Raw genomic sequence first — 22,405 nt, forward strand, 5'->3', positions numbered from 1 at the left:
GATTTCTAGAGACATGATTTAGTGATGATGCATATGTTCCTGCATTGAGGCTTCAGAATATTGTTTTACCAGTTCATCATTTGAAAAGAATTTTTCAGATTTTCCATGGAAGAAGAGTGTTCTATTTAGGCAGGCAACATGATTTGCCAATTGATTTACTGCATCCAAATCATGAGATGACCAAATGATAGTAATTTTTTGTTTAGAGTTTAGTTCACGCAAAATACTGAAAAACAAATCAATACTTTGTTGATCAATTCCAGTTACAGGTTCATCAAGAATCAAAATTTTTGGATTTGAAATCAGGGCTTTGGCTATAAACACACGTTGTTGTTGACCTCCAGATAGATCACCAATTCTTCTGTCTCGCAGTTCGTGTATCCATAATTGTTGTAGAATTTTATCAATTTTGTTTTCATCAGATTCATTTCTCAATCCCATTCTTACAACATCAGTTACAGTTACTGGGAAGTTTTTTTCAAAAATTGGTTTTTGTGGCACATATCCTATTTCCTTTAGATAATTTTTTGATTTTCTAATATCCTCCCCAAAAAATTTGATAGTTCCTTTGTACTTTGTATTTAATCCCAGCATGGAATCAAAAAGAGTAGATTTACCAGCACCGTTAGGGCCTATTATGCCTAAAAAATCTCCTTGATTAACCTCAAAACTAACATCATCAAGAGCTTTTACATCAGGATATTGAACAGTTAGATTTTCAATTTCAACTATTTTCAACATAACGCCTCCTTTAGATTTTCAAAATTTTTAGTCATTTTAGAAATGTAAGTCCCATCAGATGAAGTCTCTAATGGGGATAACACCAAGACTTCGCCGCCAATTTCATTTGCAATTATTTTAGATGTCCTAGTATCAACACTTTCTTCTGCAAAGATAACTTTAATGTTTAATTTTTTAGCTGTAGATATTATATTTTCTAATGTTTTTGCAGTAGCCTCTCCATGTGAATCATTTGATGAAATTATTGTATGTTGTTTCAGATTGTATTCATCTGCAAAATAGGAAAATGCATCATGAAAAGCTATAAAATCATTTTTACAGTTTGATAAATCATTTCTAATTTTTAAATCAAGTAGTTCTAGATCTTTTATGTATGCTGCAGCATTTGATTGGTAAAATTGTTGATTTGTTGGATCTGCATTAGAAAAAGCATCTGCAATATTTTGTACTTGAATTTTTGCATAGACAGGATTTAACCAAATATGTGGATCACCTTCTAAATGATTTTCTTCTTCATGAGTTTTAATTAAAATTCCATTACTTGTATCAACTATCTCACCGGTATAACCTGCTTGTTCTAAATCATCAACCCAATTTTCAAAACCAATTCCATTGATAATTATTAGATCAGTTGCTTGCATCCTTTGAACATCTTTAACAGTGGGTTCCCAATCATGAGGTTCCACTCCAACAGGAACAAGTAAAATTGAATCAACTTTTTCTTTTCCTACATTTTGTGAAAATTCATGAAGAGGATAAAACGATGAAATGACTTGGAGTTTTAAATTATCAATATTTGCAAATCGCTGATTTGATTCAGTTCCATATACAGCAATTGAGCTTAATGGAATTACGATTGTTATTGCAATTATTGCCATCTTTACCTGAATATTCACATTGCAGTTCATTCCAGATTATTAATAAATCTATAAAATCTTAATAAGATTAATTGCTAAACTTATAAGATAATTAATAACATTAGGCATATGCCAATAGTTTCAATTTCACTAAACGATGAGATTCTATCAGAATTAGACAAATTACAAAAAACTATGGGGTTTTCAGGTAGGTCTGAAGCAATCAGAGCTGGAATCAGATCATTTGTATCTGAAGAAAAGCAAAAGGAAGATTTGTCAGGAAATATCCACGCAATTCTTTTGGTTGTTCACAATGATGAGTTTGATCATGTGGTTTCAGGTATTACACATAATTTTGAGGATTTAATCACAACACATCTTCATAGTAAAATTGAGAAAGAAAAATGCATGGAGCTCTTTTTGATAAATGGTGATGCTGAAAAGGTGTCTACGATTACAAAAGATTTTCAAACAAATAAGAACATGGACACTGTAAAACTTGTTGCGCTTTGAATAGAGTTAATTTTTGAAAATTTCTGAAGTGATTTCAATTGTTTAATACTTAACATCTTTACAATATACTAGATTTCAAAAAAAAATTATGAATGTTTTAAGAAGATAGAATCGAATTGGTTACAGTAATTTTAAATGTATAAATTTACTCTATACACATAATTATTTTCTTATGGATTACCCGGTATTGCAACCCAGAATGGGACATTACCTGTTTTTCTAGAATTTATAATTTCTAATGTGTTTGTATTAATTTCTACAATTTCATTTGTTTGTGATATTGCAACATAAAGTATAGAACCATCATAATTAGTTCTTAGACCATGAGGACCATTCCCCACCTTAATTTGATCAATAACATCAAAGGACTGTGTATCAATAACTGTGATAACATCACTTGCAATTCCTGAAACATATGCTCTATTACCATCAGGAGATATATCTATTCCGTGATGACCAGCACTAACAGGAATTTCTGCAATGATTTGTTGATTTTCTAAATTTACAACCGCAACATCGTTTGTTGCAATCCGTGTAACATAAAGAAATTTGCCATTAGGAGAAATATCCAAATTATGTGGTAGTCCTTCTATAGGTATTGTTGAGATTAATTCAAATTTCTTAGCATCTACAATTGCAATCTTATCTTCACCCTGTAATGTTATAAATGCAAGATCACTTGAAGGGTTGAAAATTATGTTGTGAGGAGTTTTACCTACAGGAATTTCAGTGTGAATTTTTCCCAAGATTAAATTAATTACAGAAATAGAATCTGATCCTTCATTTGCAACAAATGCAAAATTACCATCAGGACGGATTTTAACACCTTTTGGAGTTTTCCCAACTAGAAATGTGTCTATGCTTTCTCCTGTTTCGCCATTAAACGCAAAAACAGTATCATTTGCACTACTTGTTGCAAGAACCAAAAGACCGTTTTTGATTGCAGAAACATATGTCATTTTTTCACCTGCAATCCAATTATTTTCATTCGGGATAGAATTTACAGTGTTATCTCCTTGTAATGTAAAAAATATTTTTTCAGGCTTCTCATCTAAATTATTTTGCAAATAAAGCATTCCTACAATACCGATTAAAATTATTCCAATAGTTACACCAAGCATAGATTTCATTTATTCTAGTTTAATGTGAATACATGTACATAAAATTCATTTGAATGATTTTACAAATGTAAAGTCTTGAATTTAATAATCCCAAACTAACTTTTTCAAATGTAAAGATCCCAATCTAAGTATATCATATTCTTAAATCAAACAATGCTGAAACATCAGACCAGTGTAAAGAGATGCAAAAAATTCAAAAGTATTTGGAAGGAGGTGATAATGAGATAAAATAATTAACATCCCTTTCCAAGTTTTTTAATTTATAATTTCTATCTAGATAAAATGCCATTAACAAAATCAACTATTGAAAATACTACTTGCTCAAATGTATGTATTAGAAAATTTTCTTGAAGTCCTTTATCTCCTATTTCATGAGAATGAGAGTCCATTAGATCTATGGTTGCATGAGGATGTGCCTCTGCTGAAGAAACTATCCCCATTGCAAAAATAAAAACAATCAAAATTCCAAACATTGTAAGAGATTTCAACATTTTCTTTTTATTTCAGTATCATTTTAATTTTTCAACATATCTTATACAAATAGAGAAAATTACAACTGTAAAGTCCAGTTGTTAAATATCTACAAAAATGTTGAACAATAAGATGACAAATGTGTGTAAAGGAGTATGTATCAAATACAAAGCTGTAGGATACAAAGGTAAACACAGATACAATATTGGACAGAAGAGATGTCCAGTATGTGAAGAATTTCTAAAATATCTCGGTATCCGGTGTCCTTGCTGTAGTGTAAAACTAAGAACCACACCTAGAGGTAATAAGGCCAGAAAAGAAATTCAGAGTGAAAGAAATTGTGTGTGGTATTAATTCTGAAGTCGGTTTACAGTAACTTCAAAAATTTCACTTAATCCCGCCTTTAACTAAATGTGCCAACAATAAATTGAAAAATATTAAAGACATGTATTTTACAAAGATAAAATCTAAAGAAAATAGATTTGAAGGGAGATCCCTTCTAGGATAAGGATCAAAAATCCCTTCAAAATTTATTTGCTCAATAACATGTTGAATCTAACGCTAAGTTATCAAGCATATATTGTGTAAATCAAAAAGATACTTAACGAATATAGTTTACATTTGTAAGAAAAAATCATTATTGGAAATAATTTTTACAATTGTAAAGTATTTACATTAAATATGTTAATTCATCAAATTTGATATTGGATACTCCAACATCTAGTCATGCATATGGGATTGGAATGCTTGCATTAATTATTGGCATGTCTGCAACTGTAGTATTTTACACATCATTTTACCTTCCTGAATCTTTGGCAAAACCATCCGTGGCTGAACATATTTTGAATCCTGAAGATGAATTTATCATTGAAATTGTTCCTGGTGCTGTAATTGAAGGAAATGAAAACTATGTTCCAAACAAACCTACTGTTTTATTGGGATTCACAAACAAAGTGATTTGGCAGAATAATGATGATACTGCTCATACTGTAACTCCAGATCATCGTCAATCTGACGTATATAGCGGAGACTTTGGATCTACGGGAGTGTTAAAGCCAGGCGATACATACGAATTTCTATTTACTGAAGAACAAGTGATTTCTTATCACTGCCAACCACATCCATGGATGACAGGAACAATTACTGTAGAAAAGAGTAGGTTCTAGTATCTTTGTCATTTGTAAAGTACAGAGATTAAGTATGTTCAATTTTTAAAATATGGCAAACATGAAAAAGAGTAAGAAAAGTAAACCTAAGCAAATTATATTTGCTGTAAGTATTGTAGTTGTTTTAGTAGCACTGGTATTATTTTATCAAATACCTACAAATTCAGAATCCATTAATCTTGATATGAATAGACAAATTGGTACTGTTGATACCTCGCTTGGTTCACCAATTATGGGTTCCTCTAATGCATCAATCACCATAATTGAATTTGGAGATTATCAATGTCCTAGTTGTAAGAAATGGTTTCTAGATACAAAACCCGACATTGTAACTAATTACATTGAAACAGGAAAAGCAAAACTGATTTTTGTAGATATTGCATTCTTAGGCAAAGATTCGGTTCCTGCATCAATAGCAACTTACTGTGCAGAAGAACAAGAAAAATACTGGGATTATCATGGATTTTTGTATTCAAATCAATTATCAATTGACAGTGGCTGGGCAAACTCAGACAGTCTAAAAGGATACGCCTACAATTTAGGATTGGATATGGATTTGTTTGTCAGTTGCCTAGATTCGGCAAAATATCAAAAACGTGTGCAATTTAACACAAATGAGGCACAGGGAAATGGAGTAACAGGCACTCCTACATTTTTCATTGTTGGTCCTGATGGCATTCAAGAGAAAATTGTTGGACCACAGCCATATCCAGTATTTGAGAAAATAATTGAATCCATGTCATAATCAAAATTAGGTATTTGATTAGTACCTTACATTTGTAAAGTCCACTAATTAAGTATCAAACTAAAACAATATGAGGTATGTCTTCAGTTGTAATTGCAAAAAAATCAATGGTAATGATTGCATTTGTATTGTTTTCATTAATTTTTCTTGGAATAATTTTTTCGCTTGGAACAACTTTTACAATTGAAGGAAAAGAGCATACAACGTATCTTTCATGGATTGTTATTGCATATGTTGCAGGTTTATCAATGATTGTTCTACCATGTACATTACCCCTTGTTTTCATTATTGTTCCACTAAGTATGGGTCAAGGTTACAAGAAAGGTTTGAGTATGGCATTACTTTTTGGTGTAGGTCTAACAATTACTATAGCAGCTTATGGAATGGCAATTGCTGCAATTGGGCAAAGTGCATCATTAGATCAAGCATCAACTGCAATGTTTTTGATTGCAGGAATAGCAGCCTTTGTTTTTGGTTTATCTCAACTAAAAATAATTTCTCTTAGACTGCCGTCATATTCAGGAACTCCAAAGTTCATACAGAATCGTGGAGAATATACAAAATCATTTTTCATGGGATTGTTACTTGGAAATGCAGGAGTAGGTTGTCCTAATCCATTATTTTATTGGCTTTTGATTTACATTGCAGGGACTGGAAGTATAGAGGTAGGTGCATCATTAGGAGTTGTGCATGGAGTAGGAAGAGCAATTCCTTTGATTTTGATGTCAGTTCTTGCAGTAATTGGAATCAATGCAACAAAGAGTCTTACACTCAAAAGAGAATCAATTGAAAGGGCTTCTGGATGGATGCTGATCGTTATTGGTGCCTTTTTGATAATTAATGGTCTTCCAGAAGGTCATGAATGGTATGAGGAGACATTTATCCATCAGGGATGGAACAGTATAATTGAAATGACTCCAATTCCATCAGAGTTTGAGATGGATGAGCATGATCATGAGCACGTACATGTTAAGGGAGACTTCAAAATATTTTATGGTGCTTTGTTGGCAGTCTTGATCCTTAGTCCACTTTTTGTACGTTCAGTCAGAAGAATAAGGGGAGTGAATGCATGAAAGATCCTGTATGTGGAATGGAAGTTGGGGAGAAAGGTGAAGTATTTCCTTACAAAGGAAAGGAATATCGATTCTGTTGTGCTAGTTGTAGATGGGCATTTGAAAACAATCCCGAGCATTTTGAAAATGAGTCATAAAATCGAAATTCTAACAACACCTTCTTGTGGTAATTGTAAAGTTGTTGAAACAATGTTAGATGAAATGAAAGTATCATATGATGTAATTGACATTACAGAAAAACCAGAATATTTGGAAAAATATCCAATTTTTACTGCACCTGGAATTGTAATTGATGATAAACTGGAATTCACAGGGGTTCCAAAAAAACAAGAATTGTTCAAAAAACTATCATAACTATTTGCATACTTTGTTATCATAACCAGTAACACGAAAAGTTTCATTTTCAGCTAGTTTTCCTTCTCCTGTAAACAAATCAATATGTTTTCCTTTGATTGCAGGTCCTTCATCTGCAGAAATAAGAATGATTTCGTTCCACGGTTCTGGGAGTGTAGAGATTATTAATTCAGTTTCCCTATCTATTATGGTATTATCGACAGCTATCATACCTGCAACAAGTGGTTGTCCATTTTGATCTAATGCAGTTTCATTTATGTGAAAGGAATTATCATACCAACCTAAATAATCTCCAGATAATGTTTTTCCCCAACCTTCTATCTTTATTGCATCAACAAAATCTTGTCGAAATTCTCGTTGTGTTTCACCAATGTTGATTATGATAAATTCATCAGAGTAATCTTTCTCTACAGGTACAAAATACCCCGTTACATACCAACCATCAGTACAAGATACAAATCGTTGGGTATCTTGGTTTTGCATCATACTAAGTAAAAAGTTGGTTTTAACATCATAGGATTTATGCAAAATGAGATCAACTATATTTTGTTTTTCTAGATAGTTTAACATGGTAGTAAATTCATCATCAGAAATTTTTTCTTCAATCCAAAAATTATGTACTGTAAAAACCCATTTAGGAATACTTACAGTTTCAGCATTTGCAATGCTAAAGTTTACAATTAAAGCCATGAAAAAAATATTACAAAATACTTGAATGCCAAAATATTATGATTCAGGTCTTTCTTCAAGTGTCAAAGTTATATTAATTGATTTTCCGTCTCGTAGTATTCCAAGGTTTAGTGTATCACCAACATTTTTCTCACGTTGTAAATGAGTCAAAATATCATCAATCTTTCGTACTTCTTTTCCATCAATTGACAATACAATATCTCCACCTATGATATACTCTATTCCATCTGCAGTAGCAGTTTGTGATGAACCTCTAAGATTTGCCTTATCTGCAGGACTATCTTTTACTACAGTCATAATTAAAACTCCTTTTGCATCTTGTAGATTCAATAGTTCTGCAAGATCAGGAGTAATGTTTGCACTAGATATTCCAACCCACGGATGTTGAAACTCTCCTTCTTTAATCAATACAGGCACAATTTTTAAAATAACATTTGATGGAATAGAGAAACCTACACCTGAAAAACTACCATCATTAGAATAGATTGCAGTGTTAACTCCGACTATTTCTCCTTTCATGTTAAGTAACGGTCCTCCAGAATTTCCAGGGTTAATCGCAGTATCTGTTTGAATTACATCAGGAATTGAAAACCCAGAACCTGATGGAAGTAACCTTCCTAATTGACTCACAATTCCTGAAGTCATTGAACCTGATAACCCAAATGGATTACCAATTGCTGCTATCTGCTCCCCTACCTTGAGTTTTGATGAATCTCCTATTGGAATAGGATAGAGTTTTTTAGAATTCACATCTATTTTGATTACTGCAATATCAGCATAAGGATCTGTACCTATAATCTCTGCACGATATGAAGTTCCATCAATAAAAGTCACATCGATTTTTTTGGTGTCTTTTACCACATGATTGTTTGTAATAATATGACCTTCTTTATCAAAGATAAATCCAGAGCCTACACTGTTAGAATTACCACCAGAAGGAGATGTTTTTGTTACAGTAATACTCACTACACCAAATTCTGAACGTTCAAAGATTTCAATAAGGGAAAGATCTTTTGAGGATTCAATTGTAGTTTGTAGATTCTCAGAGGAGTAGGAATTGTCTTGTGCTAAAACTGGTGACAGAAGCACGACGGATATTCCAGACAGCAAAACAATACTAAACACTACTCCTCCAAGCAAAATCTTTGATCTATTATTAACCGAATAAAACAATCTAATACACATAGATTGTAAATTATGAGATAGATAACAATGGTATTTTACATTTGTAAAATCAGTTTTTTCCTTTATCTTTTTCTATAATAGATTGAATTCGTCCTTTGTTTTTTTCCTTGTATTGAGTTTTACAGGTATTGCAACAGAAAAATCTCTCAAAATTTGCAAATTTGTAAACATGAGGTTTATCCCCTATAGGACCATCACACAAATCGCATTTCATAGTTACAGACATTCCTGATTTTAAATCTACATCATGAGACTCATGACAATCACATGTTTGGAGTTGTTTCTTTTGTCCATCTATAACATTAGAAGAATCAATTACAGGAGAAACTGATTTTATTAATCCTATATTGAGTAATCTTTGATATCTAGCTTGTACTGTAGGGGTGCTAATGTTAAGTTCTCTTGCAATCTGTCTAAATGATTTCCTCCCATCTTGTTGTAGTGATGTCACAATACCAATATCTACGTCATCTAATTCATGTGGCATGAGAATCTTTACCATCTCTAGATATTTATGAACTTGACTTTACATTTGTAAAGTCAAATTGGTGTGATTCCATGATTATTGATTAAGCTGTCCATCTATGACTCTCTGAAATGTAGAATATGGTTGTGCGCCTGTAATATGTGTAAATCCAATTTTTTCATTTCCAACAAAGAATGCAGGAGTTCCAGTAACACCATATGCACGACCATCATTAAGATCATTTGTAATCTCATTAAGATATTTTCCAGAATCTAGGCATGAGTCAAAAGCATTTTCATCAAGTCCCAAATTAGATGCATATTGTTTGAAGAGGGCTACAGATTGCAGAATTTCTAGATCTTGCCATATTCTCTGATTTTTGAAGATCTCATCATGCATCTCCCAGAATTTTCCTTGATCATCAGCACATTCTGATGCAAGTGCAGCAGGAATCGCATTTGGATGAATACTCTGGATTGGAAAGTCTCGGTACACAAAATTTACCTTTCCTGTGGAAATATAGTTTTGTTCTAGTTGCGGAAGGGTTGTTTCATGAAACTTTGCACAGAACGGACATTGAAAGTCAGAAAATTCAATAATACTAATTGATGCATCAGGATTTCCTTTCATACGGCTTCTCTAACAATGACTTCTTTTGGTTCTGCTGTTTCTCCCCCAACTACATAGCCACCTAAAAATGCAGAAACAACAGCTACTGCAACAATTGCCATAATTAATCGATTAAACGTTGACTTGTTTACAGTAATTTGGTTATCTGATTTTTTATCTTCAATAAATTCAAAATCTTTCACACAATATGCAATTTCTCAAGAAATATAATTACAGGACTTTACAATTGTAAAGTTTTTTTGATTAAGAATAGTGTTCCAACATCTTTCATCTCATCATTGTATTGTTGTTCAGATTTACTTTACATCCTTTTGTGATTCCATTAATCATGACAAAATATGTGCCAGACAATATTGCTATGGCAATTAATCTAATCGGAATCTCATATTCTGTTAGAAATGATAGTGATGTTGCTCCTACAACTCCAAATGTTGAGATTATGGTAAATCCTATTTGCCCACAACTAGTACATATTCCTGCACCTACACCAATCACAGAACCGATTACTCCTGTTCCAGTCTTCTTAGAATTTACTTTTATCGTACTCATTTGAAAAACAGCTAAACTAGTAACTAGTGCAATAAGCCCTGAAACTATTATGATTAGAACAAAGCTTAGAATCCAATCTACAGGAAGCTGGAACGCAAAAAATGGTTCAAAGAATAAGAAATCTCTAGCAGACAACATGAATATGAAAAGAACAGAGAATAAAGAACTAGAAATTATCCAAGAGGAAATATTAGAATAAACTAGTTTGAGAGTTTGTTTATGCAAAATCATCACATCTAACAACTACAGTTACTGTTATTATCCTTTTTAGGATTACATATTTTGCAATCTAACAAACATTTGTCTTCAGGACAATAACCACAAAACTGTTTCTTTGTTTGATTCAAATCTTTCATTTGTAAAGTACTATTGTTTAATATTAAATTTTTTTAGAAATTCTGTGGGAAAACAGGCAAGAAAAGAAAGAGTGCAGAATAGAAAAAATCATGTAAGAGATTTAGCTAACAAAAAACTAAAGAGTAAAATTATCATGTTTGGTATGCTGGGTGCCGTCGTAGCAATTGTAGGCTATTCTGCTTTTGTGTTTTCTGAAAACATGAGTAATGCCCCAGTTCCTCCATCAGGAATAGGCGTATTGGGAAGTGAACATTCTCACCAAGGAATAATGGCAATGATAAATGGAGAGATTATGGATTTCAGTACCACAGATTTTCAGGTACGCGATAGGTTGATGCATTTTGAAGGACAGGAAGGATACACCATTCATAGACATGCTACAGGTGTTCCAGTAGGATACTTTTTAGAAACTCTTGGATTCCGATTTGATGATAATTGTATCTCTTTTGAAGGTGATGAGTTTTGTTCAGATGAAAATAACTCTTGGCAATTTTTTGTAAATAGAGAACCTATCAATAACATTCAAGATTATGTGGGTAATGAAAATAACAGAATTTTAGTTACATATGGAAATCCAAGTTCTGCAGAACTGTCTGCGCAATTAGATATGGCAGACAATATGAATTTGAAAAAGTAATTAGGATTTTTTGGTTTTAATATACATCATGATCTATCAAAAACTAAATCTATCACGTGGAAAATTTTTTCTACTTATCATCATTACTGTAGGGATTGTTTTTGGATCATTAAAAATTGGAATTATGTCTGATTGTTCATCTCAAGATAAAAAAATTAGAATTTTAAGTTGTACTGAAATAATCAATAGTCCTTCATATATTCAAGATAAAGCAATATTATCAATACAATCAAAAAATTCAATGATTTTGGTAGAGGCAGAAATTGCAGACGAACTTCAAGAACAAATCAAGGGACTAATGTTTAGACAGGATTTAGACTGGGGTAATGGCATGTTATTTGTGTATGAAAGTGAAAAGAAGAGATCGTTTTGGATGGAGAATACTCTGATTCCATTAGATATGTTGTTTATTGATACTGATTTTAGAATAATTGACATTAAAGAAAACGTACAACCATGTAAAACTGAAACTTGTCCAAGTTATCCTTCCAAACTTCCTTCAAAATATGTACTGGAAGTCAACGCAGGGTTTGTTATGATGAACAATATTGAAATTGGAGATTCAGTAATGTGGAATTCTGAAAAATAAATTGTTTTTATTTTTCCACAGGATTTCCTATCATGTTACCCCATTCAGTCCAAGAACCATCATAGTTTCGAACCTTAGGATATCCAAGTAGGTATTTTAGCACAAACCAGCTGTGAGAAGATCTTTCTCCAATTCTGCAATAACAAATTACATCTTTATCAGGAGTAACACCTTTTGGTTCATAGTTTTGTCTTAGTTCTTCGACTGCTTTGAAAGTTCCATCAGCATCATTGACTGCAGTTGCCCAGGGAATATTATTTGCTCCAGGAATATGTCCACCCCTTTGTGCATGCTCCATTGGATATTCTGGAGGAGCTGTAATTTGACCAGTGAATTCTGCAGGAGATCTAACATCAACCATCACAGTATCTTCTTTGTCTAATGCACGACTTACATCAAACAGATAAGCTCTTAGTCCCTCATCCGGAGGCTGTGCAATGTATTTTGTTGGGGGCAATTGTGGTTCATCAGTTGTGTAATCTTTATTTTCTAATTCCCATTTCTTTCTTCCACCATTCATGATTTTGAGATTCTCATGACCGTAAATTTTGAAAACCCAAAAAACAAATGCTGCAAACCAATTGTTAAAATCGCCATATAGAATTACTTCAGTATCAGCTGTAATTCCATTTTTAGCCATCAAGTCCTCAAATTGTTTTTTACCGATTATATCTCTTGTAACAGGATCATTAATGTCACGCTTCCACCAAATCAGAGTTGCGCCTTTAATGTGACCCTTTTGATATCCATTAACGGGATCATAGTCAACTTCTACTAATTTTCTATTTTCATTTGGGGGATTTTGTGATACCCATTCAGTATCAACTAAAACTTCGGGATGTGCGTAATTAACCATAATCAAAATAACGTTAGTGGATATTTAATTCATATACTTTACAATTACAAAAATTGAACATAGGATTAATTTAAATTCTTCAAGGAGGTTATCAATTTAGATTTTAAACAGATGTCCAACCAAACTGATTTGATACATTACCCCAAAATGCTCCAAGTATTGATGATTTGGAAACAGATTTTCGGATAAGTTATTTTCTTGATTTTTGTTTGAGATTAGATTTTGATATGAGAGTGCTTATTGCAGATATGTGATCTGGTTCAAATGCATGTTGGATCCCAACTGCAAGTCCAAACCCAATTATTAATACGGGAGTCAATATTCCAATTTGTTCTTCTTCTATGAGGTATCAAAGATATTAGGCCTGTGAAACTAATAAAAATTTCAAAATAAGTCCATAGAGATTTTTACTATCTGATGATAAAATAGATACAAAGAATAAAGAAAAGAGTATTGCCTAAAGTTTTGGCATTAAACTTAGTCGAGATTTTGCAGATACTACAATTACAGATGTGATTGCAACAACCATTATCAAGACAGCAATTGTACCAAACTCAGGTACTACTTGTTTTGTAGTGATTTCTCCAGGGCTGGTAACATACAATTCATCATGACCAAATCCCACAGATTCAATGGTAATATTTACAGGCATTGAATCTGAAGCATCCATTGACAAAGGAGTTGTAGTATGACTATTTGTCAAAGTTCCTTTGTGCATGTGTCCTTCCTCATCTAGTACAATTTGAGAATCCTGTAAAGCCTTGATGTTGTAAGTAATATGTTCTACACCATTACCGTCTAAGTCAGTAAGAGTAAGATCAATTGTCATTACTTCATTTGCAACACCATCACTTGTTTGAATTTCTGCAATTATGTCATCTAGTGAGTAAGGAGCTGAAGTTGCTGGTTGTGCACCTGCCTCTTGCACTACAATCAAACCTTGCATCCAAGGATGAACCATACAGAAGTATGGTACTTCACCTACAGTATCTGGACTCCATTCGTATGAACCATCTACCATTAGTAGACTAGTATCAAATATTCCATCAGGTCCACCATCTGGAGTTCCTGATGTGAATGTATGTGCTGCACTATCAGTGTTTGTCATAATTACGACACCACCAACATCAACTGTTGCAGTACTTGGAATGTAACATCCATCTGCAGTTTCTTCACAACCTGGTGCGCCAGAACCTACAGCAGGTTCGATTGTTACTTGTGCAAAAGCTGTTGGAGTACCTAACATAATAGCCGATACAGAAACAGCTGCAAGTAGAAACACAATATTTGTTTGCATTTTCATTGATTGAACATTTTTATGTAGACATAAAAAACTTGTCATTGTAATCTGATTATGCATTTATTGCATAGTCTTCATTTCAGCAGTAGTGATCATTTACTACTGCTGTATTGTTTTAACTAGTGTAAAATAAAAAAAATTTTTGAAATGATGAGATTAATTATTGTTGGAAAAAAATTAATCAGCACAAGCTATTGATTGTACACTGGAATGAAGTGTAATTCCTAAATTAGATAAAATAACTTGGAGAGTGTTGAGTTTATTCTATATTATCATCTCCTACAAGTATTAATGAATTTTTTGTACACATTCACACAGGTTGTATTTTTCAGCATTGTTTATTTTAGGAAATGGACATACTTAGATTGTAATATTTACATTTGAAAAAAATAGTCTATGATAAATAAATCAGGATATTTACAAATGTAAACAGAATGTATTAGCAAATAACACAATCAATTTTTGATACTATTTATTTTAAATTAATTTTGAAGCAAGTTTATCTTTTCTTCAAATATAGATAAGGATTGCAATCCCACAATTTTTTCATAATTACCATCTGAATCTATCATTATGAATGTTGGGATTTTATTAATTCCATTCTTTTTTGCCTCATATGTGCTATATTTTACCTTTTTTTCATATTTTTTAGAATCTAGACATTCTTCAAATGATTTGGAATCCAAATTAAGATCTATTGCATATTGTTTAAGACGATCAACATCAAATTTGTCTTCTGCAAAATCACGAAATAATACATCATGATAATTCCAGTATTGTTTTTGATCATTAGCACAATATGATGCAAAAGAAGCAAAGGGGGTATTTTTTGTAAGTTGTGTATCTATGAAAATCATATTGAGTTTTCCCTGTTCAACATAATTTGCGATTATATATGGTCTAGTTTCTTGAAACCATTTTTGACATTCCATACATTGATAGTTTCCAAACTCAATCAGTGTAATGGGTGCTACAGGTGAACCCAAAAATGGAGAACCTAACGACGTAGTAATGGTTCCAAAATTTTTACTAGTTACAATTGAGACATTAGATGATGTCAGAAAAACAGCATATGTTGCAAATCCGATGATTATTAATAAAATCACCACAAAATATCTTTTCAAGATCAAAAATTAGGTTTAGAACTTATTATTATTTTCAGTTTACAATTGTAATGCAATATCATTAATGTTCTACATCAAACCAGTTTTGTTTTTGTTCTTCACTACCATGTTGATTGTATGTATTATCCCAACGTTTCCAAATCACGGCTAGATGTATCCATATTGTCAATATTTAGTACATTCATTATTTGAATTTTGTAATTTTTCTGAATCTGAAGACTCGACCAAAAAACTATCAACAATCAGTTATTGAGCAAACAATTGCTATTGAGACAATAATTAGGAATTTCATTTTGTTTTCACTTCTAATTCTCATCTTATTGTAGAGACAATTAAGCTTTCAAAGATCGTAATCAAGTCAGATCAGAACTCTTGGTTCACAGACAAACAATCATTTTACAGTAGTTGGCCTATGCACCAACAATCAAGATTGAAACATCTAGGATGCAATATAATTTAGGATTCGCATACGATTTAGATCCTTAACTGAGAATAGAAAAACATAGAGGGAACTTGGGTTTAGTTTTTTTAAACACTAAACTCTTAAGTTCATAAAAAAATTATCTATTCATGGCAGTTAAAATTATCATAATTGGGGTTTTAGTATTTGTAATATCCTTTGTGATATACAGTGCATATTCTATCAATAACCCGCAATCGGATCCTCAAAGAATAGAAAAAATACAAGATCTTGTTTCACTTCAAATCGAAAATTGCCTAAAAGAAAATCACTCCATAGAAATCTGTGATGCATCAATTGAAGAGTTTGTAGAAATTGCACGATTGGAACTTGACAAATAGTAGTGCTAGAACCTAACAATCACATTTGCATTCTTTACCAAACTTTGGATTACAAATTTCACAATCTAAGAGACATTTGTCTTCAGGACAATAACCACAAAACTGCTTTTTCTTTGATTCCAACCAATTAATCTTAATTAGTTATAATATAGAATCTTTATTCCATTTTGGTATTAAATGGGTAAACAGCCAAAGAATTTTTTCATTTCAATTCTGTTATTCTTTCTAGCAGGTCTTTGCGAGATTGGTGGAGGATATCTTGTATGGAAGTGGTTGCGTGATCACAAAGGAAAGGTTTTGGGTCTGATTGGAGGGTTGATTTTTTAATCATAATATTTTTTGAATCGTTGATTGTATTTTTTACAGATTCATCTTCCAAAAAAAAATTTCACTGTTAGTAATAGTTTTTTTGAATATTTATTCACTACGTTTTATTGTTGTACTAATTTTTTGTGGAAATGATTTTAAAAAATAGATTTAATTCAAACAACTCATCAACATAAACCTCTAATACAATCAACTGAGAACTACAATGTGAATAAAATCAGAATAATTTTATTTTTCATTTTTCTAGGGGTTTTTTCTGTCACATATCAAATTGGCTCAATGTCAGATGTAAGTGAAGATGAAGCAAATATCTTCATGGATGAATTCGAAGAACTTGTTTCAAATATTGATGCATTTGGAATTTTTGTACATAATACAACAATTGCTCTACCAATGTTTATTCCAGGATTTGGAGTTGCATGGGGACTCTTCTCTTCATGGTCAACGGGATTTGCCTTTGCTGCAATATCTGCCACAACACCTGAACTAGAAAGCATTCCACCACTTTCAATTCTTTTCTTATCCCCCTTTGGATTAATGGAACTTGTTGCATATTCAATGGGAATCTCTAGAAGCTTTATTCTGATCAGAGTAATTTATAAAAAAATTAATCTCATTCCACTTATCAAACCAACGGCAATAGAAATTGGAATTATGCTAGCACTTCTTTTGGCAGGAGGATATATCGAATTTTACATGTTAGAATTTGCTCAAGAACAAAGTCTTGAGATGCCAGGTTTTTAATTTTTTTAGAGTATGAATTTAAGATTGAAAAACAAGAATTAGTTAACGAGATTTTATTTCTGATGAATTTTGGTAGTGTTACTTGTTAAATTTACCAAATCTCTAATTCTTTTGTCAAATACTAAACAAGAATGCCTGCGTTTTATCGTTCTAGGAATCTGTCAGATTCTACAGCTGCGGGTTAGATTCTGTCATTTACATCAGCCATAACAACTTCAACTGGAATTGATCCAGTTTTTCTAACTGTTGCATGAATTTCAGAGTCAACAAAATCTAAATTTCGATACTCAAAACTCCAATCATTATAACTATAAAATCACCAATTAGAAAATATTTGAAACAATACTAAACATTGTATTCTACTAACAGTAAAATAAAAAGAAAAAAAAGATGTTAAAAGATCAAGAAGTAAGGATTTCTGCTACTACAGGAATTACTTCCCATAATGCGACATAATCGCCACTTGCTTGCATTTCAGAAGCTACTTCATCAGTGTATAAACCGTGAATGTTTAGTGCAGGATGAGCAATACTGTTCTTTCCCATTGGTGGGACAGCATCACTTGGATTGCCTAAAGCATATGCATAAGATGCTACTGGTGCTGGGATAACTCCTTTCTCAACTAGAACTGGGTTCAAGCCAAATGGATCACCTGCTACAAAGACTGTAGCTGCGCCAGTGTAAATTGCTGCATAATCATGGTTTACTGCTGCGTATGCACCTGGTTCATCAAAGACCAAGTCAACAATTGCATTCTGTGAACCGCCAATCAACCATGTTTCAGTTGCTGCGGATTGTACTCTGTTACCTTGAACTACTCTGTCCAAGATTTCTCCAACAATGTGGAAAAATACTGGTTCGTTACCAGCATTCTCGATAAAGAGTCTCACGTGTTGATCATTTTCAACAAACAAGAGTTGTGATTGGTATTGCTTGTGTTCAATTCCATTCCATGGTTGTGCAACAAAGATGTTCTTGTTTACATCGCCATTGACGAGTAAGTTATGAGCCATGTTTGGTACATAACCGAATTGCATTCCGTTAACAACTGTTGCAGTGTTATGATGCTTGAACATTGCTCCGGCATCATAGTTGCCTTCAGGTGTTAGGTACAATTGGTTGTATTGGAGTTGGAACTCTAATGCATCTGCACTATAGAACTTTCTGTCTAGCGACACTTCACCGCTACCATCAACTTTGGTTTTCTCAACCATTAATTTCTTGTATCCATCAACAGGATCAACGATTGCAATTCCGTACATGCCGGAAAGTACGTGTTGGTCCATGCCAATTAGTTTGACACCAGAACAATGGTATTTGAAGACACCAGCTGCTTCTGCGATGTAACAATACTGTGCTGTTTCGCCAGGATTGACAGACTCAAAAGCGCTTGCAGAAATTTGTGATGCGTGCATGTCGTTACCGTGTCCAGTAACTTCATCGTCTGGAATTGTAAGTGTCATTTTGACTACATCACCTTGTGTAACTCTTAGTGTTGGTCCTGGGACTTGTCCACTAAAGGTCATGGCGTTGTAAGTTTTTCCTCCCATAATTGGAAGTTCAACACTTTCACCAGTCAAATCAAAGTTGACTACTGTTCTACCAGAACTTTCTAGAACACCACAATCAGTTTCTGCGAATGCTTGAGGCATTACAAGCTGTAAACCGCCCATATTGCGAATTTGATCATAAACATTGACATCCATTTTAGAGGCATCAAGAGATTGACCAGCAATCTGGGTTTGTGTGTATGTGCTTCCGAATAGAGTTGCACCCATTACAGCTACTGCTGCAATTGTAAAGAGTGTGCTTATTCTTCTATTCATTAAGCACCGGTGACTACGATTCCTATATAATAATTCCTCTTTAGACAATGTTTTCATCAAATTTTTCAAAAAAATACATTGTTTTTTTCATCAATATTTTGGTGGATCTGCTTAAAGTACCAATTTGACTTGTCAATTGACAAGATAATTAGATCTAGTACATCATAGAAATATTGAATCAGTGGAGATTTCTAGATATTTTCTATACAAGCCCGGACTATTTAATTTTAAGAATTTTTTTGTAGTGATTTCTTTTTAGTTCCAAGCCAGTCTGACCATCCAATCCATCCTTTGTTTTGATAGGTTCTATTTGGAGTGCTTGGAATGTCTACAGGAAAATTAGGGGTTTTAGAATATTGAACCCATTCAAGATGATTTTTCAATTTTAATTTCCTTGCAAAAATTCTAGCCTGTTTAAAAGATCGGAATTTTTTGTTTTGTGGTGCTATAGTGTATGTACCTAACCAATCTCCAAATCCTTTCCATTCATTTGTATAATATTGTCTTGGCACAGAAGGTATGTCGCTAGGTTTTTTGTTTGATTTGCAAAAATCTAACCAGTCATAATAAGTTCTTAAATTAAGTGATTGAACAAATTTTCTTGCTTTTTTAAAAGTTCGGAATTTTTTGTTTTGTGGTGCTATAGTGTATGTACCTAACCAATCTCCCAATCCTTTCCATTCATTTGTATAATATTGTCTTGGTACAGAAGGGATGTCGCTAGGTTTTTTGTTTGATTTGCAAAATAAAATCCATTCTCGTTCATTTTTTAATTGTAAACTTTGTACGTAGTCCCGTGCATGTTTGAAAGATCTGAATTTCATAGTCTTTTATTTACTACAACATCACAACATAATTTATCTTACTTTATTTTCCCAATACATAACATTCAGGGTATTTTATGTAAACTCCACATACAAGACATTGTTTTGGATTATCATCATATCTTGTTTTTTTGCAATTGAAATTCTTAACTTAAAACCGTTCGCGAACACCTTTACAAAAATTCATATCAATTCCGCCATATTTTTGTACAAATCAACTTCTGACAATAATTCCATTTTTGATCAAATATTGAATACCTTGAACAAATGCTTCATCATCTATTTGTCCATCAGCCCACCATCCAGCATTGTTCTTAATCCAAGAAGGAATATCACTAGAGTTTGATTCTTGTCGAATAGTATCTGGAACTTGTAGGATGTTTTGTTTAATTAAAAATTGTATTCCTTGAACAAATGTCTCATCATCAATGGAATCTTCAGCCCACCAACTGGCATTGTTCTTAATCCAAGTTGGAATGTCAGAATCAAAGATTTTAGCTTCTTGTAAGTTTGACGAAGGTTCAATCACTATGATAAAATTTCCCTTTGAGAGAGAATTACCATCAATGTTTGAAAAAAACAGATTTGCAGCTCCAGAGTGTTCTGAATCAAATGTTATAGTATGTGAGTTAGGAGTATCAGAATTTACATTTCCAGTAAGACGCTTTTTATAAATTTCAGAGTCGTTTTGAATTACTGTAAGATCATATTCTGCAAGTTTTTTAGTTTTATCACTGAATAATTCTTGAAAATCAACAAAAAATGTTACTTCTTCACCTGCTCTAATAATTTCAGGTTCCCAAGACAAGAATACTTTGAATCTAATATCAGGAGTTGTAAACTCTAATGGAAACTGGACTTTGTCACTTGTCTCCAGTCTGAAATCTATTTGAGAATCAGATTTTTTAGTTGCCTCATCCTTAATCTGTTTGATTAGTTCACGATTAATCACCATGTGAACAGTTCTATCATCAAATGAATAGTCATCAATAGTTACAACATCTTCATGCAGTAAAATTCCATTAGCATAAGAATTGTATTTTGTAGATAGAAATTCTCCAAAGGTGTTTGGAACTCTGATTTCTTCGTGAACCACACTTAGTTGTTCCAAGTCTTGATTCCAATCAAAGGGCATTGAGAAGCTCATTTGGTTTGAATTAAAATCAAAATTCTTTATTGTATCAAAATATGAGATAATTTGCACATCATGAGACTGATTTTTAGAGTCAGTCGCTTTAAAGGATTTTACATCTGCAAGACTGATTGCACCTTCCAATTCCACTCTTACATCTAAGATATTCGTATCAGAATCAACAGTTAGTACCTCAATTTTATACTCATAGAGGCCACCCGAAGTAAAAATAGGTCCAGTAAGAGTAAGAGGTTGGTCATTTCCTTTCATCCAACCTCCTAATAGTGGTTCTGGGACTCCTTTTACATCGATATTTTCTGAATCATTGGAAATAACACGAAAGTTGAGATTTCCAAATTCATCATGGAACATATATCTGAAAATTCTCTCTCCGTCTTTTTTTAATTCCAAAATGAATGTGACATGTTCGATTATTGCTTCAGTTTTTGAATCAAATAATTTCAATGTAATAAAATTCTCAGGATCTTTAGGATCAAATGTAGAAGGAGAAATGTCTATTGAAAGTGTTGCATCTCTATCTCCAATAGTAGTTGGAGGATGCATCTCTCCTCCCAACCCATGTCCAAATGCTAAATTTACAGAAAATCCTAAACAAACAATTAGAAATATTGCTGTAAGTGGAGTTGAATATATCATCTAGATTACCTCAAATGAATCCATTATTTGTTTAAAGTCATCTTTTTGATCAGAGCTAAGCGATTGAGGAGATGTTCCAGAATATTGTAGCATATACAATCTATTGTCTTTTAGAAATAACATCTGTTCTCCATATTGATTCGTGATATCAGATATCTCTACAGCAAAAAGTGCCCAATCATTTTGGGGAGAAACTTGTTCAAATGGAATTATTGCATTTTTGGATTCCATTAGAGCAATTTGATTATCAATATAATCATGAAGTGAGAAATTTTCTTGTTGTATATCAAAAACCGTCACCATAAATCGTCTGTCATGATTTTGTTCCACATATACTCCATCAAGAAACCCCTTAGTCTTCAATGAGACCAACACATCTGAACTTAGATCATCTAGTACAGAATGAATTTCCCAGATATCATTTGGTTTTGATATTTGAAATCCTAGTTGTGAATCCTGATAGACGTTTGCAGAAAACAAGCCCACTTTATGTGGATCAAACAAAGTTATCTCGCCAAATCCAGAAACTGCTATTTGTGTGCCTAAATTTACATCATTTTGAGAATCCATGAGACTTGAAAGTTCCCATATAGTCATCCACGATACTCCACATATTATAGAAACAATCACTGCATATCTGACAAGTCGACGTTCAGTGTGTAATTCCATA

Annotated in this window: 29 protein-coding genes; 12 read left to right on the top strand and 17 right to left on the bottom strand. The window is 32.7% G+C overall.

What is annotated here, in order from left to right:
* Positions 1-18: 18 nt before the first annotated feature.
* A complete protein-coding gene (locus C6990_RS00680) occupies positions 19-741 on the bottom strand; it encodes a metal ABC transporter ATP-binding protein (RefSeq protein WP_182127829.1) in 723 nt (240 codons plus the stop codon).
* The gene (locus C6990_RS00685) at positions 735-1,637 is read right to left on the bottom strand and encodes a metal ABC transporter substrate-binding protein (RefSeq protein ID WP_182127830.1); all 903 of its coding nucleotides are present in this window, start codon (positions 1,635-1,637) and stop codon (positions 735-737) included. Before C6990_RS00685 ends, C6990_RS00680 begins: the two co-directional genes overlap by 7 nt.
* Before the next feature lie 90 nt (positions 1,638-1,727).
* On the opposite strand from C6990_RS00685, the gene C6990_RS00690 reads away from it, so the two are divergent.
* A complete protein-coding gene (locus tag C6990_RS00690; RefSeq protein ID WP_182127831.1) occupies positions 1,728-2,111 on the top strand; it encodes a CopG family ribbon-helix-helix protein in 384 nt (127 codons plus the stop codon).
* A 170-nt stretch (positions 2,112-2,281) separates the two neighbouring features.
* Here the strand turns inward: C6990_RS00690 and C6990_RS00695 are convergent, their stop codons facing one another.
* Both C6990_RS00695 and C6990_RS00700 read right to left on the bottom strand, forming a co-directional pair.
* On the bottom strand, positions 2,282-3,241 hold the full coding sequence (locus C6990_RS00695) for a YncE family protein (RefSeq protein ID WP_182127832.1): 960 nt from the start codon (positions 3,239-3,241) through the stop codon (positions 2,282-2,284).
* A gap of 260 nt (positions 3,242-3,501) precedes the next feature.
* Complete coding sequence (locus C6990_RS00700; RefSeq protein WP_182127833.1) at positions 3,502-3,720, bottom strand: hypothetical protein; 219 nt, start codon at positions 3,718-3,720, stop codon at positions 3,502-3,504.
* A gap of 115 nt (positions 3,721-3,835) precedes the next feature.
* Between C6990_RS00700 and C6990_RS00705 the strand changes: the two genes are divergently transcribed.
* The 6 genes from C6990_RS00705 (at position 3,836) to C6990_RS00730 (ending at position 7,041) form a co-directional block, all read left to right on the top strand.
* The gene (locus tag C6990_RS00705) at positions 3,836-4,057 is read left to right on the top strand and encodes a hypothetical protein (RefSeq protein ID WP_182127834.1); all 222 of its coding nucleotides are present in this window, start codon (positions 3,836-3,838) and stop codon (positions 4,055-4,057) included.
* A gap of 350 nt (positions 4,058-4,407) precedes the next feature.
* Positions 4,408-4,869, top strand: coding sequence for a cupredoxin domain-containing protein (locus C6990_RS00710; protein WP_182127835.1), 462 nt, complete (start codon positions 4,408-4,410; stop codon positions 4,867-4,869).
* Between the two features lie 61 nt (positions 4,870-4,930).
* Positions 4,931-5,614 (top strand): DsbA family protein, encoded by a 684-nt coding sequence (locus C6990_RS00715; protein WP_182127836.1) that lies wholly within the window; start codon positions 4,931-4,933, stop codon positions 5,612-5,614.
* Between the two features lie 77 nt (positions 5,615-5,691).
* On the top strand, positions 5,692-6,687 hold the full coding sequence (locus C6990_RS00720) for a cytochrome c biogenesis CcdA family protein (RefSeq protein WP_182127837.1): 996 nt from the start codon (positions 5,692-5,694) through the stop codon (positions 6,685-6,687).
* Complete coding sequence (locus C6990_RS00725) at positions 6,684-6,824, top strand: YHS domain-containing protein (protein ID WP_182127838.1); 141 nt, start codon at positions 6,684-6,686, stop codon at positions 6,822-6,824. Before C6990_RS00720 ends, C6990_RS00725 begins: the two co-directional genes overlap by 4 nt.
* On the top strand, positions 6,814-7,041 hold the full coding sequence (locus C6990_RS00730; protein ID WP_182127839.1) for a glutaredoxin family protein: 228 nt from the start codon (positions 6,814-6,816) through the stop codon (positions 7,039-7,041). The genes C6990_RS00725 and C6990_RS00730 overlap by 11 nt, the downstream gene beginning before the upstream one ends.
* Here C6990_RS00730 and C6990_RS00735 read toward each other — a convergent pair whose 3' ends face one another.
* From C6990_RS00735 to C6990_RS00760, 6 genes are all read right to left on the bottom strand, one after another.
* Entirely contained in the window at positions 7,042-7,731 is a 690-nt protein-coding gene (locus C6990_RS00735; RefSeq protein ID WP_182127840.1) for a 3D domain-containing protein, read from the bottom strand. It lies immediately after the preceding gene.
* Between the two features lie 36 nt (positions 7,732-7,767).
* The gene (locus C6990_RS00740; RefSeq protein WP_255465059.1) at positions 7,768-8,856 is read right to left on the bottom strand and encodes a S1C family serine protease; all 1,089 of its coding nucleotides are present in this window, start codon (positions 8,854-8,856) and stop codon (positions 7,768-7,770) included.
* Positions 8,857-8,965: 109 nt separating this feature from the next.
* Positions 8,966-9,418 carry an AsnC family transcriptional regulator gene (locus C6990_RS00745; RefSeq protein ID WP_255465060.1) on the bottom strand — a complete coding sequence of 151 codons (453 nt, stop codon included), beginning with the start codon at positions 9,416-9,418 and terminating at the stop codon, positions 8,966-8,968.
* A 60-nt stretch (positions 9,419-9,478) separates the two neighbouring features.
* The gene (locus C6990_RS00750; RefSeq protein ID WP_182127842.1) at positions 9,479-10,012 is read right to left on the bottom strand and encodes a DsbA family protein; all 534 of its coding nucleotides are present in this window, start codon (positions 10,010-10,012) and stop codon (positions 9,479-9,481) included.
* Positions 10,009-10,194, bottom strand: a complete 186-nt coding sequence (locus tag C6990_RS00755; protein WP_182127843.1) for a hypothetical protein — start codon at positions 10,192-10,194, stop codon at positions 10,009-10,011. Before C6990_RS00755 ends, C6990_RS00750 begins: the two co-directional genes overlap by 4 nt.
* Before the next feature lie 85 nt (positions 10,195-10,279).
* Entirely contained in the window at positions 10,280-10,786 is a 507-nt protein-coding gene (locus C6990_RS00760) for a hypothetical protein (protein WP_182127844.1), read from the bottom strand.
* A 175-nt stretch (positions 10,787-10,961) separates the two neighbouring features.
* Here C6990_RS00760 and C6990_RS00765 point away from each other — a divergent pair, with 175 nt between their 5' ends.
* The gene (locus tag C6990_RS00765; protein ID WP_182127845.1) at positions 10,962-11,555 is read left to right on the top strand and encodes a protein-disulfide isomerase; all 594 of its coding nucleotides are present in this window, start codon (positions 10,962-10,964) and stop codon (positions 11,553-11,555) included.
* Positions 11,556-11,583: 28 nt separating this feature from the next.
* Positions 11,584-12,144: a DUF192 domain-containing protein gene (locus tag C6990_RS00770; RefSeq protein ID WP_182127846.1), complete on the top strand. Its 561-nt coding sequence runs from the start codon at positions 11,584-11,586 to the stop codon at positions 12,142-12,144.
* Positions 12,145-12,151: 7 nt separating this feature from the next.
* Here C6990_RS00770 and C6990_RS00775 read toward each other — a convergent pair whose 3' ends face one another.
* The 3 genes from C6990_RS00775 to C6990_RS00785 form a co-directional block, all read right to left on the bottom strand.
* Positions 12,152-13,000 (bottom strand): sulfurtransferase, encoded by an 849-nt coding sequence (locus C6990_RS00775; RefSeq protein ID WP_182127847.1) that lies wholly within the window; start codon positions 12,998-13,000, stop codon positions 12,152-12,154.
* Between the two features lie 457 nt (positions 13,001-13,457).
* The gene (locus tag C6990_RS00780; RefSeq protein ID WP_342752454.1) at positions 13,458-14,303 is read right to left on the bottom strand and encodes a PEFG-CTERM sorting domain-containing protein; all 846 of its coding nucleotides are present in this window, start codon (positions 14,301-14,303) and stop codon (positions 13,458-13,460) included.
* 479 nt (positions 14,304-14,782) lie between these two features.
* Positions 14,783-15,406, bottom strand: a complete 624-nt coding sequence (locus tag C6990_RS00785; RefSeq protein WP_182127848.1) for a DsbA family protein — start codon at positions 15,404-15,406, stop codon at positions 14,783-14,785.
* A gap of 588 nt (positions 15,407-15,994) precedes the next feature.
* Here C6990_RS00785 and C6990_RS00790 point away from each other — a divergent pair.
* The 3 genes from C6990_RS00790 (at position 15,995) to C6990_RS00800 (ending at position 17,296) form a co-directional block, all read left to right on the top strand.
* Entirely contained in the window at positions 15,995-16,225 is a 231-nt protein-coding gene (locus tag C6990_RS00790; RefSeq protein WP_182127849.1) for a hypothetical protein, read from the top strand.
* 177 nt (positions 16,226-16,402) lie between these two features.
* Positions 16,403-16,552 (top strand): YnfA family protein, encoded by a 150-nt coding sequence (locus tag C6990_RS00795; RefSeq protein ID WP_182127850.1) that lies wholly within the window; start codon positions 16,403-16,405, stop codon positions 16,550-16,552.
* Between the two features lie 225 nt (positions 16,553-16,777).
* Positions 16,778-17,296, top strand: a complete 519-nt coding sequence (locus C6990_RS00800) for a stage II sporulation protein M (protein ID WP_255465097.1) — start codon at positions 16,778-16,780, stop codon at positions 17,294-17,296.
* 401 nt (positions 17,297-17,697) lie between these two features.
* Here C6990_RS00800 and C6990_RS00805 read toward each other — a convergent pair whose 3' ends face one another.
* The 4 genes from C6990_RS00805 to C6990_RS00820 all read right to left on the bottom strand — a co-directional run bounded on the left by C6990_RS00805 (position 17,698) and on the right by C6990_RS00820 (position 22,404).
* Entirely contained in the window at positions 17,698-19,122 is a 1,425-nt protein-coding gene (locus C6990_RS00805; protein WP_182127852.1) for a multicopper oxidase domain-containing protein, read from the bottom strand.
* Between the two features lie 227 nt (positions 19,123-19,349).
* Positions 19,350-19,946, bottom strand: coding sequence for an integrase repeat-containing protein (locus C6990_RS00810; RefSeq protein ID WP_182127853.1), 597 nt, complete (start codon positions 19,944-19,946; stop codon positions 19,350-19,352).
* A 214-nt stretch (positions 19,947-20,160) separates the two neighbouring features.
* Positions 20,161-21,735 carry a peptidase gene (locus C6990_RS00815; protein WP_255465062.1) on the bottom strand — a complete coding sequence of 525 codons (1,575 nt, stop codon included), beginning with the start codon at positions 21,733-21,735 and terminating at the stop codon, positions 20,161-20,163.
* Positions 21,736-22,404: a hypothetical protein gene (locus C6990_RS00820; RefSeq protein ID WP_182127854.1), complete on the bottom strand. Its 669-nt coding sequence runs from the start codon at positions 22,402-22,404 to the stop codon at positions 21,736-21,738.
* Position 22,405: the final 1 nt, after the last annotated feature.

Origin of the sequence: Nitrosopumilus sp. b3 (genome assembly GCF_014078525.1) — an archaeon.
Taxonomy (GTDB): Archaea; Thermoproteota; Nitrososphaeria; order Nitrososphaerales; family Nitrosopumilaceae; genus Nitrosopumilus.

Coding starts and splice junctions, on each gene's coding strand:
- C6990_RS00815 (WP_255465062.1), bottom strand. CDS start 21,735: ATGATATATTCAACTCCACTTACAGCAATATTTCTAATTGTTTGTTTA.
- C6990_RS00690 (WP_182127831.1), top strand. CDS start 1,728: ATGCCAATAGTTTCAATTTCACTAAACGATGAGATTCTATCAGAATTA.
- C6990_RS00705 (WP_182127834.1), top strand. CDS start 3,836: ATGACAAATGTGTGTAAAGGAGTATGTATCAAATACAAAGCTGTAGGA.
- C6990_RS00770 (WP_182127846.1), top strand. CDS start 11,584: ATGATCTATCAAAAACTAAATCTATCACGTGGAAAATTTTTTCTACTT.
- C6990_RS00795 (WP_182127850.1), top strand. CDS start 16,403: ATGGGTAAACAGCCAAAGAATTTTTTCATTTCAATTCTGTTATTCTTT.
- C6990_RS00820 (WP_182127854.1), bottom strand. CDS start 22,404: ATGGAATTACACACTGAACGTCGACTTGTCAGATATGCAGTGATTGTT.
- C6990_RS00805 (WP_182127852.1), bottom strand. CDS start 19,122: ATGAATAGAAGAATAAGCACACTCTTTACAATTGCAGCAGTAGCTGTA.
- C6990_RS00750 (WP_182127842.1), bottom strand. CDS start 10,012: ATGAAAGGAAATCCTGATGCATCAATTAGTATTATTGAATTTTCTGAC.
- C6990_RS00730 (WP_182127839.1), top strand. CDS start 6,814: ATGAGTCATAAAATCGAAATTCTAACAACACCTTCTTGTGGTAATTGT.
- C6990_RS00680 (WP_182127829.1), bottom strand. CDS start 741: ATGTTGAAAATAGTTGAAATTGAAAATCTAACTGTTCAATATCCTGAT.
- C6990_RS00720 (WP_182127837.1), top strand. CDS start 5,692: ATGTCTTCAGTTGTAATTGCAAAAAAATCAATGGTAATGATTGCATTT.
- C6990_RS00715 (WP_182127836.1), top strand. CDS start 4,931: ATGAAAAAGAGTAAGAAAAGTAAACCTAAGCAAATTATATTTGCTGTA.
- C6990_RS00775 (WP_182127847.1), bottom strand. CDS start 13,000: ATGGTTAATTACGCACATCCCGAAGTTTTAGTTGATACTGAATGGGTA.
- C6990_RS00780 (WP_342752454.1), bottom strand. CDS start 14,303: ATGAAAATGCAAACAAATATTGTGTTTCTACTTGCAGCTGTTTCTGTA.
- C6990_RS00695 (WP_182127832.1), bottom strand. CDS start 3,241: ATGAAATCTATGCTTGGTGTAACTATTGGAATAATTTTAATCGGTATT.
- C6990_RS00735 (WP_182127840.1), bottom strand. CDS start 7,731: ATGGCTTTAATTGTAAACTTTAGCATTGCAAATGCTGAAACTGTAAGT.
- C6990_RS00725 (WP_182127838.1), top strand. CDS start 6,684: ATGAAAGATCCTGTATGTGGAATGGAAGTTGGGGAGAAAGGTGAAGTA.
- C6990_RS00810 (WP_182127853.1), bottom strand. CDS start 19,946: ATGAAATTCAGATCTTTCAAACATGCACGGGACTACGTACAAAGTTTA.
- C6990_RS00745 (WP_255465060.1), bottom strand. CDS start 9,418: ATGGTAAAGATTCTCATGCCACATGAATTAGATGACGTAGATATTGGT.
- C6990_RS00790 (WP_182127849.1), top strand. CDS start 15,995: ATGGCAGTTAAAATTATCATAATTGGGGTTTTAGTATTTGTAATATCC.